Origin of the sequence: Paraburkholderia sp. FT54, from assembly GCF_031585635.1 — a bacterium.
Taxonomy (GTDB): domain Bacteria; phylum Pseudomonadota; class Gammaproteobacteria; order Burkholderiales; family Burkholderiaceae; genus Paraburkholderia.
Genome location: NZ_CP134196.1, coordinates 392,838 through 409,015, shown reverse-complemented (window position 1 = coordinate 409,015; position 16,178 = coordinate 392,838). Strand labels below are relative to the sequence as shown.

Here is a 16,178-nt window from a genome sequence, read left to right as displayed (position 1 = left end):
TCCGCCATGTTCAGACACGACGCCTGCCGCCGCATCGCGAGTGGAATGTGAACAGGCATTGAACGGTTCAGCAGCGAACATAACAGACCTGAGCCGGTTTGCAATTTTCAGGTGTGTCAATTCGAAGCGTTCAAGCGCGCCGATGGGTGATAACACTCAGACGACGGCCGCGAATCCACGCGCTTCTGTCGCTGGCGAGCGGTGGACCCGCAGCGGCCCGCCTTCGTCACCGGCACCCTGCGGATCCAGATTGAACTGACTGATCGAGACCTGCAGCAGCCTCGCCTGTTCCGTCAGCGTCTGCGCCACCGCCGCGGCCTGCTCGACCAGCGCCGCATTTTGCTGCGTTACGCTATCCATTTGCGCGACGGCGTCGCCGACCTGATTGATGCCGGCGCTCTGCTCGGCGGCGGCCGCCGCGATATCGCGCATGACGCCCGACACTTTCGCAATGGCCTCGCGGGCGGAGTCAATCGTCGCGCCGGTTTGTCCGACGAGTTCGGCGCCGCTCCCGACCTTCTCCACCGCGCGGCTGATCAGCGTCCGGATTTCCTTCGCCGCCGCCGCGCTGCGCTGCGCGAGCGTGCGCACCTCGCCGGCGACGACCGCGAAACCACGCCCTGTGTCGCCGGCCCTGGCCGCTTCCACCGCGGCGTTCAGCGCGAGAATATTGGTCTGAAAAGCGATGCCTTCGATGACCGCGATGATCTCCACCATCTTGTGCGATTCCGTCGAAATCTCCTGCATCGTCGATACTGCTTGCGCCGCCATCTCGCCGCCGCGATTGACGATCTGCTCCGCGCCGGTGGTCAGTTGGCTCGCTGTCTGCGCGTTCTCCGCCGTCTGTCGGACCATTGCCGTCATTTGCTCCATGCTCGCCGCGGTTTCCTCGAGCGACGCCGCCTGATTTTCCGTGCGTGCGGACAGATCCGCGTTTCCACCGGCAATCTCGCGCGCGCCCGTCGCCACCTTGTCGGCTGCGCCCTTGATCTGTTCGATCGTGTGGGCGAGCGCGTCGCGCATGCGCTGCATCGTATGCAGCAGGCTCGATTCATCGCCCTGGCGAATGTCGATGGGAATCGCGAGGTTGCCCTGGGTGACTTCGCCGGCCACTTGCGCGACGTAGGCCGGATCGCCGCCGATTGTGCGCTGGATGCTCCGATTGGTCAGCGAGACAAGCGCCGACAGCAACAGCGCAACACCGGCAAAGATTCCGCCGACGAAATACAGCGACTCCTTGAACGCGGCGTCGATGTCGTCCACGTAAGCGCCCGTTGCGATGATCCAGTCCCACGGCGCATAGCGCACGACGTAGCCGATCTTGCCGACCGCGGCGGCGGGCGGCTGCTGCGGATGCGGGAACACATAATCGACGAAGCCGCCGTTCGGCGCCTGCGCGACCGCGGCGAAGGTCACGTAGTGGTGACGGCCGTCGGCATCGGCGGTGCTGGCGAGATCCTTGCCGTTCAACGCGGGCTTCATCGCATGCATGACCATGCGCGGTGTCGAATCGATCACGAGGAAATAGCCGTCCTCGCCGTACCGTATGCCGCGCAGCCGTTCGAGCGCCTGCCGGCGAGCGTCCGCTTCGCTGAGCGCGCCGCTTTGCGCCAGCGCCGCATATTCCGTCACGATACTGAGCCCGACATGCGCCACGTTCACCAGATCGTTTTTACGCTCCTCGATGCGCGTCTGCCGCGACAGCCACGCCGCCGACACCGACACCGCGAGAAGTGCCACGAGGCTGACGACCAGCGGCAGCCAGAGTTTCTGTGTGAAACTGAATCGGACCATGCACGCGCCTCGCAACGATATCGAATGATCGAGCCGGGTCTCATCAAGGCAACAGGGCCGATATTGGAATCGGCGCGCCGTTGCATGAATGCGACCACCCGATTCACTTATCGGCAAGCGCGTGCATGTTTTGTGTAGAGACAAACCCTTTGCCGGGATACGGCGCCGGTTTGCCCGTTCGCCAACGCGCGGTGTGCTCGTGCGCAGTGTCAGTGCTTCTCGTACTCGTCATGCCTGCGCCACCACACTCCCGTTTCGTTGCGTCCTTTGGGCGCGCGATCGAGCCACTGATACATGCCCCACAGCGCGTCCACACCGCGTCCGTAAGTGGAATACGTGTGGTACACGACGCCGTCTTCGAGCACGAATGCGCTCATACCGGGCCGGTCGAGCGAATACGTCGGCGCGTCGGTTCCGCAGGCGGTCGCGAACTCGACCACGGGCGCCGGCGCCGGCGCCGCATCCATCGCATGGCCGCCGCGCTGGAAATTGTATTCGACGCTTCCTTCGCGCTGCTGCTGCTCGGTGAACGAGACGTTGATGTCGAAGTTGAAGTCGCTGCCGGCCGACGATGCCCACGGAAACGTCCATCCCATGCGCCGCTTGTACCCCTGCAGCTTCGCGAGCGGCGCCCGCGATATCGCCGTCATTGCGACGTCGTGATTCGCCAGATGGACCACCGAGCCGTTGAACCCGTCCGCGACCGCCGAACACGACGGGCAGCCCGCGGTGTAGTCGGGGCCGAACATGAAGTGATAGACGAGCAACTGCGAGCGTCCCCGAAAGAGATCGGCCAGCGAGGCGCTGCCTTCATCGGTCTCGAACCGGTATGCCTTGTCGATTCGGACCCAGGGCAGTGCCTGGCGCTGCCGGACCAGTTCATCGCTCTGCCGCGTGAGCGCCTTTTCCGCTTCGAGCAGTTCGAGCCGCGCGCCCAGCCATTCTTCCCGTGTGCCGATGCTGTGTTTCGTCGTCATGCTTGCCTCCTTGCTTCGCTATGCGAAGTGCTGTGGGTTGGTCGTGCTAGATTAGCCCCGGGCTTCGAACGACGGGAGTGACAAGTGTGGCGTGATTCGCCTGGACCATGGACTCGCTAGTGACAGCGGCGGCGCGCGCGCTCGCCGCGGGTGATCCGCTCGGCGCGCTGAACCGCGTCGCTTTGCGCGACGACGCGCCCGCGCTCGCGTTGCGCGGCATCGCCATGGCGCAACTCGGCGATCTGGTTCGGGCGAAAGCGCTCGTGCGAAGCGCCGCGCGCGCCTTCGGCGCGAAAGAGCCGGTGGCCCGCGCGCGCTGTGTCGTCGCCGAGGCCGAGATCGCGCTCGTCTCGCGCGATCTGAACTGGCCGACTAAAGCGCTGGAAGCCGCACGGGCCACGCTCGAAGCGCACGGCGACCGGCTCAACGCCGCTCATGCGCGCTATCTCGCGGTGCGGCGCCTGCTGCTGATCGGGCGTCTCGACGAAGCCGAACGCGCACTTGCCGGGCTCGATCCCACGCCGTTTCCACCGGCCTTGAGAACCGCGCACGAACTGGTCGTGGCGGGTGTCGCGCTGCGCCGTCTTCAGACCAAAGCGGCACGCGCCGCGCTCGAGCGAGCCCGGCGCGCCGCGGGTCTCGCGGGTATCCACGCACTGACCGCGGAGGTCGACAACGCCACGCTCGTGCTGAACGCACCCGCGGCACGACTGCTCGCGTGTGGCGAAGAGCGCCCATTGTTGCTCGACGAGGTGGAAGCGCTGCTGGCATCGAAGGCATTGATCGTGGACGCGTGCCGCCACGTCGTGCGCGACGCGGGCGCGGCGATCTCGCTGGCCGGCCGTCCGGTGTTGTTCGTGCTTGCACGCGTGCTGGCCGAAGCGTGGCCGGAGGACGTGTCGCGCGACGAGCTCGTTGCGCGAGCCTTCCGGGCCAAGGCCGCCGATGAATCGCATCGCGCGCGCCTGCGGGTCGAACTTGGGCGGCTGCGTTCGGTGCTTCGCACGGTGGCCGGCGTGAGCGCGACGCCGCGCGGGTTCGCGCTGGTGCCGCGGCACGCGCACGAGGTGGTCGTGCTGGCGCGGCCTGTCGAGGACAAACATGCGCCCGTGCTTGCCTTGCTCGCCGACGGTGAGTCGTGGTCGAGCTCGGCCCTCGCGCTCGCGCTTGGCGCGAGCCAGCGCACCGTGCAGCGAAGCCTCGATACGCTCGCGGCTCAAGACAAGGTGCAGTCGCTCGGACGAGGACGGGCGCGTCGCTGGATGACGCCGCCCATGCCTGGATTCACGACGACCTTGTTACTCCCCGCTCCATTGCCGATTGATTAGGATGTCCACACGATAACCACGAGGGATAAACCATGAAACAATCGGCCGCCGAAATCATCAACGAGTACGGGCCCTTTCCGGGGATAGACCGGGTGCATGGCGTCACCTACGACGGCCAGCACGTCTGGTTCGCGACCGGCGACGCGTTGAACGCGCTCGATCCGGAAAGCGGCAAAACGGTCCGCTCGCTCGACGTCGCTGCGCACGCGGGAACTGCCTTCGACGGCGAGCACCTGTTCCAGATCGCCGAAGACCGTATCCAGAAGATCGACCCCAGGACCGGCGATGTGCTCGCCACGATTCCCGCGCCGGGCGGCGGCGGTGACTCCGGGCTCGCATGGGCCGAAGGGACACTGTGGGTCGGGCAGTATCGGGAGCGCAAGATCCATCAAGTCGATCCGCAGACGGGCGCGATTCTTCGCACCATCGAGTCCAATCGGTTCGTGACCGGCGTCACGTGGGTCGACGGCGAACTCTGGCACGGCACGTGGGAAGGCGATCAAAGTGAATTGCGGCGAATCGATCCGCGCAACGGTGAGGTTCGGGAGCGGCTGGAGATGCCGTCCGGCGTCAGCGTGTCGGGACTTGAATCCGATGGCGGCGACCGGTTCTTTTGCGGCGGCGGGAGCAGCGGCAAGGTGCGGGCGGTGCGGCGGCCCAAGTGAGGGTGTGGGGTGGGCGCCGATTCGGCGCTCATTCTTTGATGCAGGCTCGCACGCTCCTTTCGTTATCAACGGCTCGCATGCAACTCAAGCCCGACGCAGTTCAGTCGATCTCCTGCATGCCTGTGCATAGCGCAACGACCTCCGCTCCGACGGACGGCTCCAGTACAAACAGGACAGACCTGTTCGTGGCAATGTCTGCGGCGATCGTCCGCGCTTTTTCGTCCGTCATCGCCGCTTGATAGTCGTGCCGGCTGTTCGCCCAGTTTACATAGGCCCGCGATTCCACCGGCGTGAACTCATACGTCGGCGAAATCAGGAGACGGGACACCACGTTCTGTTGACTGAAATCGTTGGCGCGCATTGAGGTAACGCCAGAAAACAGTAGTTTCGGTGTCGTGCCGTCAGTGCATTCGAAACTGAGCAGGAGGGCGGAATCGGTGCGCGAGTAGGCGCAGCCGACGAGTTCGGCATCGTGATAGTTGTGTTTTGTTTTCATGAGCGCAAGGATCGGTATAGGTGCGATTGCTGGCTGGCTCGTCGTAGAGCCTGGTTATCAGGGCAGCGGCGAAAATCGCGCCTGCTTCTGCTCAGTAGTCGGAAAAATTCGCCCACTGCCGCAGGCGTCCTTGCTGTACATCATCCACCGTTGCAACGAATCTGTTTTCAGTTCAATGCCGCCCATCACCAAGTCCTGTCGCTTACGACGGCGTAAAGCTAGCAGGAAGTCACTGATTCATGTTTTTGGGATACCACGCCAACCACGGGCGAGCTACGTCCTGATATCGGCGACGGTGTTCATGATCATTTCCTTGCCGACTATCGCACGCGATTCCGACAACGTGCGTCATCGGTCACGCACGGGCTCGCCGGTCATCCATGACCAAGCCGTGATCGACGCCTCCATCAACCCAGCTTCCCCTCCCGCCCCGCCAAGTCCTGCAACAGATCCATGAACGCCCGCACCTTGGCGCTCAACAGACGCCGCGAATGATAGAGCGCCCAGATCTCAACCGGCGGCCCATCCTCCGCTCCCCAGCAAACGAGCCGTCCCGCCGCCACATCCTGCTCGACCAGCAACCGGGGCAAGCGCGCCGCGCCCACCCCGTCGAGCACGGCGTCGCGCACCATCAGCAGCGATGAGAGCCGCAGCACCGGCACCGGCGCGAGCGCTCTCAGGCCATCTTCCGTGCGCACGCTCCAGATCGCGTCCGTCGATGCCGCAGCCAGCACGACCGCGGGCACCGCCAACGCCAACGAGCCAGCCTCACCGGCAGGCCCAGACGGTATCGACACTGTGGGCGCCGCCACCACGAGCCGTTCGTCGCCGAGAATGCGCCGCCCGACGAGCTGCTCGTCACGCGGCGGATCGATGCGGATGACCAGGTCATAGCCGTCCTCCACCGGATCGACGACGCGGTCCTCCGCAATCACCTCGAGTTCGACCTGCGGATAGGCCAACGCAAAACGCGTCGCGATCCGAACCAGCACCACGTGCGCGAACACGACCGGCGCGCTGATCCGCAATCGCCCGCGCGGCACCGGCGCGCGCGACGCCACTGCTTCACCTGCCTCCTGAATCTCCGCCATCAGCCCCCGCGTGCGCTCGTGCAGCACGAGACCTTCTTCCGTTAGCCGCAAGATGCGCGAACCCCGCTCGATCAACCGCACGCCAAGCGATTCCTCCAGTTCCGCCACGCGTCGCGACAGCGTGGCCTTGGGGCGGTCGAGCGCCCGGCTGGCCGGGCCGAAGCCGCCGTGCAGCGCAACGGCATTGAAATCGGCAAGCGATGTCAAATCCATGTTCGTTCCAAATATGAGACGAGGCGTCTGAATTTTTGCACTTTCGCTGCTCAAATGGAACATCTATTGTGTGTCTACGGGCTGGCTTCCAGCCCACCCAACCCAAGGAGAAAGTCATGGCGATCCTCGTAACCGGCAGCACAGGCGTAGTCGGCAAGCAGGTTCTCGAGCATTTGAGCGGCAGCGGCGCGCAAGTCCGCGCGTTGACTCGCACGCCGGAAAAAGCGCAATTCCCGGATGGCGTCACCGCTGTCCAGGGCGACCTGTCCGAAGTGGACGGATTGCGCCGCGCGATGAACGGCGTCAGCACGCTGTTCTTGCTCGCACCCAATGCCCCGGACGAACTGACACAAGCGCTGCAGACCCTGAGCGTTGCGCGCGAAGCCGGTGTGAAAGGCGTGGTGTATCTATCGGTGTTCAAGGGCGCCGAGTATGTCGACGTGCCGCACTTCACCGGCAAGCATACGGTCGAGCGCATGATCGAACACTGCGATCTGCCGGCCACCGTGCTGCGTCCCGCGTATTTCATCCAGAACGATGTGCGCCAGAAAGAGCCATTGCACACGCACGGTGTGTACGGCATGCCGATCGGCGCCAAAGGTATTTCCATGGTCGATGTGCGCGATATCGGCGAGGCCGCCGCGCGCGAACTGCTGCGCCGGGAGCGTGCCGCAAGCCGCCTGCCGCGCGAAACGTATGAACTGGTCGGCCCTGACGCGATCACGTCGGAAACCGTGGTGTCGATTTGGGCCGAAGCGCTGGGACGCACGGTGCGCTACGGCGGCGATGACCTCGATGTGCTGGAACAGCGTCTGAAGGCGGCCGCACCAGGCTGGCTCGCTTACGACATGCGTCTGATGATGAGTCGCTATCAGCAGGACGGCGCGGTGGCATCGCAAGCGCAAATCGATCGCCTCGCGACGTTGCTCGGCCGGCAGCCGCGATCCTATCGGGACTTCGCGATGGAGATGGCGGCGGCCTGGGCGAAGAGTTGAACGACGCGCGCAGCGCAATTCACTCGCCTGCGCCCGCTTCCAAACAAGCCGATAATCGCATGACCGACAGGAAGCAGACGCCACGGTCACGCGCAATCTCGACGAGAACACGATCACCGACGCGGTTCTGGCGGCCACGCGCACGCCAGCGGCGAGCGACTGAAAACCATCGTCACGAGCCTCGTGCGGCATCTGCACGCGCGTGACGCGGGTCACTTTCCTGTCACCGCCACCATCACTCACCGAGCTTTACTCTCATGGAAAAACGAGCACTCATCATCGGCGCAAGCGGCATTGTCGGCGGCAATCTTGCGGACCAGTTGCTTTCGAATGGCTGGCATGTCGCCGGACTTTCGCGCGGACGCACAGCGGTGTCGCCGGCCATCGAATCGATTACGGCCGACCTGCAATCGGCCGACTCCGTCAGCGAGGCACTGGCCGGCAAAGCATTCAGTCACCTGTTCCTCACCGCGTGGTCGCGCCAGGCCACGGAGAAAGACAACATTCGCGTGAACGGCGCGATGGTGCGTCACGTGATGGACGCCGTGGGTCCATCAGGCACGCTCGAACATGCCGCGCTCGTGACAGGACTCAAGCATTACCTCGGCCCGTTCGAAGCGTATGCAACCGGCGCGGTGCCCATCACACCGTTTCGCGAAGAGCAAGGCCGCCAACCCGTCGACAACTTTTACTACGAGCAGGAAGACCGTTTATTCGACGCCGCGCAGCGCTACGATTTCAATTGGAGCGTGCATCGCCCGCACACGATCATCGGCTTCGCGCTCGGCAACGCAATGAACATGGGCGTGACGCTCGCCGTCTACGCGACGCTGTGCAAGCAGACCGGCCAGCCATTCATCTTCCCCGGCTCTGAGGCGCAATGGAACAGCCTCACCGACATGACCGACGCGCGCCTGCTCGCGCGCCATCTCGAGTGGGCCGCCACGTCCAAAAACGCGCGCAATGAAGACTTCAACGTGGTCAACGGCGACGTGTTTCGCTGGAAATGGATGTGGTCGCAAATCGCCGGCTACTTCGGTGTCGAAGCGGTACCGTTCGATGGCGAAGCACGTCCGCTGGAAGGCCGCATGCAGAATGCGAGCAACGCATGGTCCGATATCGCCGCGCGCTTCGATCTGAAGGAGGCCGACGTCGGCAAGCTCGTCTCGTGGTGGCACACGGACGCGGACCTCGGCCGTCCGATGGAAGTACTCACGGACATGACCAAGAGCCGCCAGGCAGGCTTCCTCGATTATCAAAGCACGCCCGACGCCTTCTTCGAACTTTTCGACCGGTTGAAGGCGGAACGCATCATTCCCAGTGATACGCGCACGCGGCTAGCGGCCTCGATTGAACAGCGGTGACGCGTGGCTCGCGGCGGCGAGTTCCGAAGCGGCCGCGAGCAGTGTCGAGCCGAGACTCGCCATGCGTTTTTCGTCGAGCCGCACGAGCGGCCCGGCAATGCTGATCACGCCCATGGCGGGATAGCCGCGCCGCTGCACGGGCGCGGCCATTGCCGTCATGCCGGGGGCAAAGACTTCGTTGATCGTCGCGTAGCCTCGTTCACGCGCGGCGTGCACGAACTTCAGCAGTCCGCTGATCGTGGTCGGCGCGTTGGGACCGTATTGCTTCGGTTGACCGAAACCTTGGCGCGATACGAGTTCGAGCGCGCGTTCGTCGGTCATGGTCATCATCCATGCGTGGCCCGTGGCGCTGCACGAGAGAATCGTGTCCATGCCCATATCCGGGTCGTAGCGCAAACCCTTCAGCGCGCCCTGCGCCTTGGCGACCCACGTCAGCCGGTCACCGTCCACGATCGCCAGCCGCACCAGTTCGCCGGATGTCTCGGCGAGCCGGTCGAGCATGGTCTGCGCAATGTCGACGATGCCGGACGTCGCAAGAAAACCCAGCCCCAAGCCGACGAGCTTGGTGGTGAGCACGTAATCGCCATGCTCCCGCAACTGCCGCACATAACCGCATTGCTTCAGATCGACGAGCAGGCGATGGCATGCGCTGCGCGGAATATCGAGCTCATCCGCGATCATCGCGAGCGGCGTTCCCTCCATTTGCGTGGCGAGAAATTCGAGTACCGCGAGGGTGCGCTCCGTGACGCCGGGCATATCGGTCTCCGTCTTTTCCAGATGTTCGCCTGGCAGTTTTGCACATTATGAGATCAAATTCCACCCTGGAACGGCATCCCACCCAGGGGTGATAACCTTGGTCTCAAGGCGGCGCGAGGCTCACAGCGAGGCAAAAGCGCCCCGAATTCATCGGTCAGACAAGAGAGCGGGGAACGGTTGGCGGCGATCATCGCGCGCGGCCTGCATCCCGTGCGGCGACGGTTAAGGAGACAACATGATTCAGGAAACGCAACAAGGCACGCATGCCGCGATGCGCACGCGAGCGGTCACGGCGGCGGCCGTCGGCACCGCGCTCGAGTGGTTCGACTTCACGCTTTACGGCGCATTGGCCGCCACGGTTTTGCCCAAACTGTTTTTCCCCTCGATGGACTCGACGTCCGCCCTGCTCGCCTCGCTCGCGACCTTCGGCGTGGGGCTCGCCGCGCGGCCGCTTGGCGCGATCATCTGCGGCCATTTGGGCGACAAACTCGGGCGGCGCAACCTCATGCTCGGCACCGTCACGGTGATGGGCCTCGCCTCGATGCTGATGGGTCTGCTGCCGACCTACGCGAGCATTGGCGTATGGGCGCCGGTCCTGCTGGTGCTGCTGCGCATTCTGCAAGGCTTCGCGCTGGGCGGCGAGTCGACCGGCGCGCAGCTGATGGCAATCGAACACGCCAGCGCCGACCGACGCGGCAAGTACTCCGGGCTGCTGGGCCTGTGCTCGCCGCTGAGTCAGATCATGGCCAACGGCGTGCTGCTTCTGCTGTCGTCCACGATGTCGGCGCAGGCATTCGACTCGTACGGCTGGCGTATCCCTTTCATACTGAGCTTCATTCTCGTGATCGTCGGCGTGTATATACGCTTGCGAGTCAGCGAAACGCCCGCCTTCGTCGCACTGCGTAAAACGGAAGTCGTGCACGTGGGCAGCCCGCTGCGCGATGCACTGCGCCTGCACTGGAGAACCGTTCTGCGCTGGATGCTGTTCTTCTGCGGACCCGCGGCGATCTTCTATCTGATCGTGGTGTTCTCGCTCAGCTACATCACGAAGACGCTCGCCATCCCCAAGCAAACCGGCTTTCTGCTGCTGATGGGCGCCAATGTCTGCGCGATCGTCGGTGCGCTCGCCGGCGGCATGCTGAGCGACAGGATCGGCCGCAAGAAGGCGCTCGCGATCGGCTCGACCGCGACCTTGCTGATGCTCTTCGTGTACTTCCAGATTCTCGACACCAAAAACTTTGTACCGATGCTCGCGGCGATGGGCTTCTTCCTCGGCTTCACGCAGTTTCAAAGCGGCATTCAGCCGGTCGCGTTCGCCGAAGCGTTCCCGACCAATGTGCGCTACTCCGGCTCCGCGCTCGCTTACACCGGCGCGAACCTGGTGGCGGGCGGCCCGATGCCGGTGCTGGCCGTGTGGCTCTTTGCCGTGTGCAACGGCTCGCCGTGGGGCGTCGTCGCCGTGTGCGTGGTCTTCAACGTGATTTCGCTGGTGATGATCCTGACGGCACGCGAAACCCTCGGCATCGACATGAACCGCACCGACTCGACGGCGGCCGTCACGGGTGAGGCGAACTTCGCGTCTGCGGGCGTGGGCAACAGCCATCGCACGTAATGCCATCGCACGTAAGACACGCGACGCCGCGGCGTGACGCTGAATCACCGAATTTTTGCAAACAGGCGACTGAACAATGACTGAACTCGTATACGTACTGAATGGCTCGAACCTGAACATGCTCGGCAAGCGTGAGCCGCATCTGTATGGGACGACCACGCTGGCGCAAATCCAGCAGCAGGTGGAAGCGCTCGCGACCCGACTCGAACTCACATGCGAGTTCCGCCAGACCAACAGCGAGGCCACCATGGTCGACTGGCTGCAGGAAGCGTTCGAGCGTGACGCCGCGGTGATCATCAATCCGGCGGGCTTTTCGTTCGCGTCGGTGCCGGTCTTCGACGCGGTGAAGCTGATCGAGCGACCGTTGATCGAGCTGCACATCACCAACATCCACAAGCGCGATGAAACCTATCGCCACTCGCTGATCTCGCGCGCGGCGACCGGCGTGATCTGCGGACTCGGCGCCAATGGCTATCTCGTCGCGCTGCAAGCGATGGCGATGGCGCTCGGCAAAAGTCCGAGCTTCGGCTAAGGCTGCTTGCCGAGGCTGCAGGGCGCGGGCCGACCGGCCCGCGCGCGCAAACCGAACGCGGCTTGCCGCCTCGCCCCCCAATCATGCCGTGCCGGCTGCGCACGGCATTTTTTTTGCCGGAGAGTCCAGAGAATAGTTTCGAATAAGGGGAAACCCGTATAATCCTTTCCCCAAGAGGTCAGACAACTAGAGGGCCACCCGTTGTCAAGACCCTGACCTGCGCCGGCCGCGCAGCGTCCACTTTGCAAAGCTTTCCCTCAGATCCGTGAATCCGACTGCCACTGCCCTGCCGTTCCGAAACGCCCTGTTCGCCATGCTCGGCATCGGCCTCGTCAATATGCTGGTCGCACTCGACCAGACGGTCGTCAGCACCGCGCTGCCTTCCATCGTCGCCGAATTGCATGGTTTCGAGTACTACGCGTGGATCGCCAGCGCGTATCTGCTGGCTTCCGTGGTGACGGTGCCGGTGTTCGGGCGGCTCGGCGACTACTTCGGCCGCAAGCGTTTCGTGATTGCCGCGGTCATCACGTTCACGGTGGCGTCGGTGCTCTGCGGCGCCGCCAACGACATGCTGTTTCTCGTGATCGCGCGCGGCTTGCAAGGCGTCGGCGGCGGGATGATGGTCGGCACGGCGTTCGCGTCGATTCCCGATCTGTTTCCCGATCCGCGCGCGCGGGTGCGCTGGCAAGTGGTGATGGCGGCCGCGTACGGCATCGGCACCGCGGGCGGACCCTCGCTCGGCGGCTGGATGAGCGAACACTGGGGCTGGCGCTCGACCTTCCTGATCAACTTGCCGGTTGGCGCGGCAGCGCTCTATTTCATCTGGGCGCATCTGCCGAGCTTCCGGCGTCCGCATGAAGGCGACGTGAAGATCGACTGGCTCGGCGCGGCGCTGGTCGCGGCCGTGCTCGGCGGTCTGCAGGCTTTCATCGAAGCAGTGCCGAAAAACGGCCTGACCGCCGGCAATCTCATGCTGGCCGCCTGCGTGGTCGTGGGCGCGATTGCACTGCTGATCTGCGAGAAGCGCGCCACGCATCCGATCATTCCGCTCGACCTGTTCAAGGACCCGCAACTCGTCACGCTGTTCACGCTCGGCATGCTGTCGGGCTTCGTGATGTTCTCACTGATCTTCTTCGCGCCGCTGCTGCTGCAAGGCGGCTTCGGACTGTCGCCGCAACAGGCCGGGCTGCTCGCCACGCCGATCGCCGCCTGTATCGCGCTGGGCAGTCTGGTGAATACGCGCATCGTGATTCACATGAAGAAGCCCACGCAGACTCTGTCGATCGGCTTCGCACTGCTGCTCATCGCGTCCATTGCGCTGGCGTTTGCGAATCCGGACACGCCGCACCTGTGGATCGAATTGCCGATGGGCGCAGTCGGCATCGGCCTCGGTTTCATCCTCAACAATCTGAATGTGTTCGGCCAGGAGATTGCCGGGCGCGAACGCTTCGGCATCACGACGGCATTGCTGCAATCCACGCGCATGGTGGGCGGGATGCTGGGCACGAGCATTGTCGCGACCGTGGTGCAGCACCATTACCGCGATGTGGTCACGCGCACGATGAGCGTGCTCGGCGAGCCGGTCGCGTCGCAATGGCGGCCGCGCTTCGTCGACCTGCGCATTCTGATCGATGAAGCGTCGCGTCTGAAGCTGATCGCGGATATGAAGCCGTCAGGGCTCGATACGCTCGCCTTGATCGACACGGCGCGCAATGCGCTGGTGCAGTCGATTCATATCGGCGTGTGGCTGACCGCGGTCGCGGCGCTGGCGGCCGCGCTGCTGGTGCAGCGGATTTCGCACGTGGTGTTTCACAAGGGCTGAAGGCGCGACCTGTTGAGCACATGCCGCATTGACCACGTTGCGCTTTCCGGCCGCTGTAATCGCATGAGAATTGCAGCGGCCGTCCTAACCGTCGAGACGAACGCCGCACGTGCATCGCGGCGTCGTATTCGCAGAAGAACCGGCGCCTGCCTTATTGCGCGCCGAGCTTCCTGATCAGTGCATCGAGTTGTGCCAACTCTTCGTCGGTCAGATCGGTCAGCGGCGCGCGTACCGGACCGGCGTCGTGACCCACCAGTTTCGCGCCCGCCTTCACGATGCTCACCGCGTAACCCGCACGGCGATTCCGGATCGCCAGATACGGCAGGAAGAATTCGTCGAGCAGCCTCGCTTGCGTTACATGATCATCGGCGGCGACCGCGCGATAGAACTCCAGCGCCGTCTTCGGAATGAAGTTGAACACCGCCGACGAATACACCGGCACACCCAGCGCCCTATAAGCCGCTGCGTAGACCTCCGCGGTCGGCAGTCCGCCGAGATACGAGAAGCGGTCGCCGAGGCGGCGGCGAATCGTCACCATCGCTTCGATTTCACCCACGCCATCCTTGAAGCCGATCAGGTTCGGGCAGCGGTCCGCGAGACGTTCGAGCATGTCCGCGTTCAGCCTGGAATTCGCCCGGTTGTAGACGATCACGCCGATGTTCGGCACCGACTTGCACACCTGCTCCACGTGCGCCGCAATGCCTTCCTGCGACGCCTCGGTCAGATAATGCGGCATCAGCAGCACGCCGTTTGCGCCGAGCCGCTCGGCTTCCTGCGCATACTCGATCGCCACGCGCGTCGGGCCGCCCGCGCCCGCGAGAATCGGCACCTTGCCTCGGCAGGTCTCGGTCGCCGTGCGGATCACGTTCGTGTAGTCGCTTCTGGTCAGCGAAAAGAATTCACCCGTGCCGCCTGCGGCAAACAGCGCGGTCGCGCCGTAGGGCGCCAGCCATTCGAGACGTTTAGCATAAGTACCGGCGCGAAAATCGCCGTGCGCGTCGAAGTCGGTCACGGGAAAGGACAGCAGCCCTTCGGAAACGATGGCTTTGAGTTCTTGAGGTGAAGTCATGGCGTGAATAACGTGAGTGGCGTGGATAGCGTCAAGTACGGTGAGCGCGCGCGGTGTTCCGCGCCGCCGCTCGGGTCATCGTGAGTTCAGCGCACCAGACACGGGCGCTTGTTATCGAACTTCCAGTTCGGAATCAGGTATTGCATGGCCACACCGTCGTCGCGCGCGCCCAGGCCGTGCTGCTGATACAACGCGTGCGCCTTCTCGATCTCATCCATATCGAGTTCGATACCGAGCCCCGCGGCCTGCGGCACCTTGACCTTGCCGCCGACGATCCGCAGCGGCTCGCGCGTCAGACGCTGGCCGTCCTGCCAGATCCAGTGCGTGTCGATCGCCGTGATCTTGCCGGGCGCGGCGGCCGCCACGTGCGTGAACATCGCAAGCGAAATGTCGAAGTGATTGTTCGAGTGCGAACCCCACGTGAGGCCCCAGTCATTGCACATCTGCGCGACGCGCACCGAGCCCTGCATGGTCCAGAAGTGCGGATCGGCCAGCGGAATATCCACGGACTGCAACTGGATCGCGTGACCCATCTGGCGCCAGTCGGTGGCGATCATGTTGGTCGCCGTCGGCAAGCCGGTCGCGCGGCGGAACTCGGCCATCACCTCGCGGCCCGAATAACCGTTTTCGGCGCCGCACGGATCTTCCGCGTAGGCCAGCACGTCGTGCTTGTCGCGGCACAGGCGCACCGCCTCCGCCAGTGACCAGGCGCCGTTCGGGTCGAGCGTGACGCGGGCCTTCGGGAAACGTTCGGCGAGCGCGGTGACGGCTTCGATTTCGGCGTCGCCGGCAAGTACACCGCCCTTCAGCTTGAAGTCGTTGAAGCCGTAGCGTGCCTGCGCGGCTTCGGCCAACCGCACGATTGCTTCCGGCGTCATGGCTTCTTCGGTGCGCACGCGCTCCCAGTCGTCGCGGCCATCGGCGCCGCTCGCGTATTCCAGATCGGTTTTCTTGCGCTCGCCGATGTAGAACAGATAGCCGAGCATTTCCACTTCGTCGCGTTGCTGGCCTTCGCCGAGCAGCGCGGCGACGGGAACGCCCAGATGCTGGCCGAGCAGATCGAGCAACGCGGCTTCGAGCGCGGTCACCGCGTGAATGGTGGTGCGCAGATCGAAGGTCTGCAAACCGCGGCCGCCGGCGTCGCGATCGGCGAATTGCGTGCGCGCCTTGTTCAGGACCGCTTGCAGATTGCCGATCGACTGGCCGACGACGAGCGGACGCGCGTCGTCGATGGTCTTGCGGATGCTCTCGCCGCCCGGCACTTCACCGACGCCGGTGTGTCCCGCGCTGTCGCGCAGAATGACGATATTGCGCGTGAAGAACGGGCCATGCGCGCCGCTCAGATTGAGCAACATGCTGTCGCGGCCGGCGACAGGCACGACGCGCAGTTCAGTGACGACCGGCGTAGCGTTCGATTCGGTAGGTTTCGTGGACATGATGTTGGACCGGAAAAGTTAGTGAGCC

General features: G+C 64.2%; 15 protein-coding genes. 7 read left to right on the top strand and 8 right to left on the bottom strand.

Annotated features, from left to right (window positions below; genetic code table 11):
• Positions 1-156: 156 nt before the first annotated feature.
• Positions 157-1,794 (bottom strand): methyl-accepting chemotaxis protein, encoded by a 1,638-nt coding sequence (locus tag RI103_RS21320; RefSeq protein ID WP_310817424.1) that lies wholly within the window; start codon positions 1,792-1,794, stop codon positions 157-159.
• A gap of 209 nt (positions 1,795-2,003) precedes the next feature.
• Positions 2,004-2,771 carry a DUF899 domain-containing protein gene (locus RI103_RS21315; RefSeq protein ID WP_310817423.1) on the bottom strand — a complete coding sequence of 256 codons (768 nt, stop codon included), beginning with the start codon at positions 2,769-2,771 and terminating at the stop codon, positions 2,004-2,006.
• Positions 2,772-2,878: 107 nt separating this feature from the next.
• Here RI103_RS21315 and RI103_RS21310 point away from each other — a divergent pair, with 107 nt between their 5' ends.
• Both RI103_RS21310 and RI103_RS21305 read left to right on the top strand, forming a co-directional pair.
• Positions 2,879-4,099 (top strand): helix-turn-helix domain-containing protein, encoded by a 1,221-nt coding sequence (locus RI103_RS21310; RefSeq protein WP_310817421.1) that lies wholly within the window; start codon positions 2,879-2,881, stop codon positions 4,097-4,099.
• A gap of 32 nt (positions 4,100-4,131) precedes the next feature.
• A complete protein-coding gene (locus tag RI103_RS21305) occupies positions 4,132-4,764 on the top strand; it encodes a DUF5074 domain-containing protein (RefSeq protein WP_310817420.1) in 633 nt (210 codons plus the stop codon).
• A gap of 100 nt (positions 4,765-4,864) precedes the next feature.
• Here RI103_RS21305 and RI103_RS21300 read toward each other — a convergent pair whose 3' ends face one another.
• The 3 genes from RI103_RS21300 to RI103_RS21290 form a co-directional block, all read right to left on the bottom strand.
• Positions 4,865-5,260, bottom strand: a complete 396-nt coding sequence (locus tag RI103_RS21300; protein ID WP_310817418.1) for a hypothetical protein — start codon at positions 5,258-5,260, stop codon at positions 4,865-4,867.
• Between the two features lie 57 nt (positions 5,261-5,317).
• The gene (locus RI103_RS21295) at positions 5,318-5,446 is read right to left on the bottom strand and encodes a hypothetical protein (RefSeq protein ID WP_310817416.1); all 129 of its coding nucleotides are present in this window, start codon (positions 5,444-5,446) and stop codon (positions 5,318-5,320) included.
• Positions 5,447-5,667: 221 nt separating this feature from the next.
• Positions 5,668-6,564, bottom strand: a complete 897-nt coding sequence (locus RI103_RS21290; RefSeq protein ID WP_310817414.1) for a LysR substrate-binding domain-containing protein — start codon at positions 6,562-6,564, stop codon at positions 5,668-5,670.
• Positions 6,565-6,680: 116 nt separating this feature from the next.
• Between RI103_RS21290 and RI103_RS21285 the strand changes: the two genes are divergently transcribed.
• Both RI103_RS21285 and RI103_RS21280 read left to right on the top strand, forming a co-directional pair.
• A complete protein-coding gene (locus RI103_RS21285) occupies positions 6,681-7,559 on the top strand; it encodes an NmrA family NAD(P)-binding protein (RefSeq protein ID WP_310817413.1) in 879 nt (292 codons plus the stop codon).
• Positions 7,560-7,816: 257 nt separating this feature from the next.
• Positions 7,817-8,923, top strand: coding sequence for an SDR family oxidoreductase (locus tag RI103_RS21280; RefSeq protein WP_310817411.1), 1,107 nt, complete (start codon positions 7,817-7,819; stop codon positions 8,921-8,923).
• Here RI103_RS21280 and RI103_RS21275 read toward each other — a convergent pair.
• Positions 8,897-9,679, bottom strand: a complete 783-nt coding sequence (locus tag RI103_RS21275; protein WP_132378724.1) for an IclR family transcriptional regulator — start codon at positions 9,677-9,679, stop codon at positions 8,897-8,899. The two genes, RI103_RS21280 and RI103_RS21275, sit on opposite strands and share 27 nt — an antisense overlap.
• 235 nt (positions 9,680-9,914) lie before the next feature.
• Between RI103_RS21275 and RI103_RS21270 the strand changes: the two genes are divergently transcribed.
• The 3 genes from RI103_RS21270 to RI103_RS21260 all read left to right on the top strand — a co-directional run bounded on the left by RI103_RS21270 (position 9,915) and on the right by RI103_RS21260 (position 13,645).
• Positions 9,915-11,291, top strand: a complete 1,377-nt coding sequence (locus RI103_RS21270; RefSeq protein WP_310817410.1) for an MFS transporter — start codon at positions 9,915-9,917, stop codon at positions 11,289-11,291.
• A gap of 76 nt (positions 11,292-11,367) precedes the next feature.
• Positions 11,368-11,823, top strand: coding sequence for a type II 3-dehydroquinate dehydratase (locus RI103_RS21265; RefSeq protein ID WP_310817408.1), 456 nt, complete (start codon positions 11,368-11,370; stop codon positions 11,821-11,823).
• 313 nt (positions 11,824-12,136) lie between these two features.
• Positions 12,137-13,645, top strand: a complete 1,509-nt coding sequence (locus RI103_RS21260) for an MFS transporter (RefSeq protein ID WP_310818529.1) — start codon at positions 12,137-12,139, stop codon at positions 13,643-13,645.
• A gap of 151 nt (positions 13,646-13,796) precedes the next feature.
• Here RI103_RS21260 and kdgD read toward each other — a convergent pair whose 3' ends face one another.
• Both kdgD and gudD read right to left on the bottom strand, forming a co-directional pair.
• The gene (gene kdgD / locus RI103_RS21255) at positions 13,797-14,714 is read right to left on the bottom strand and encodes a 5-dehydro-4-deoxyglucarate dehydratase (RefSeq protein WP_310817407.1); all 918 of its coding nucleotides are present in this window, start codon (positions 14,712-14,714) and stop codon (positions 13,797-13,799) included.
• A gap of 86 nt (positions 14,715-14,800) precedes the next feature.
• Positions 14,801-16,150, bottom strand: a complete 1,350-nt coding sequence (gudD, locus tag RI103_RS21250; RefSeq protein ID WP_310817405.1) for a glucarate dehydratase — start codon at positions 16,148-16,150, stop codon at positions 14,801-14,803.
• Positions 16,151-16,178 lie beyond the last annotated feature (28 nt).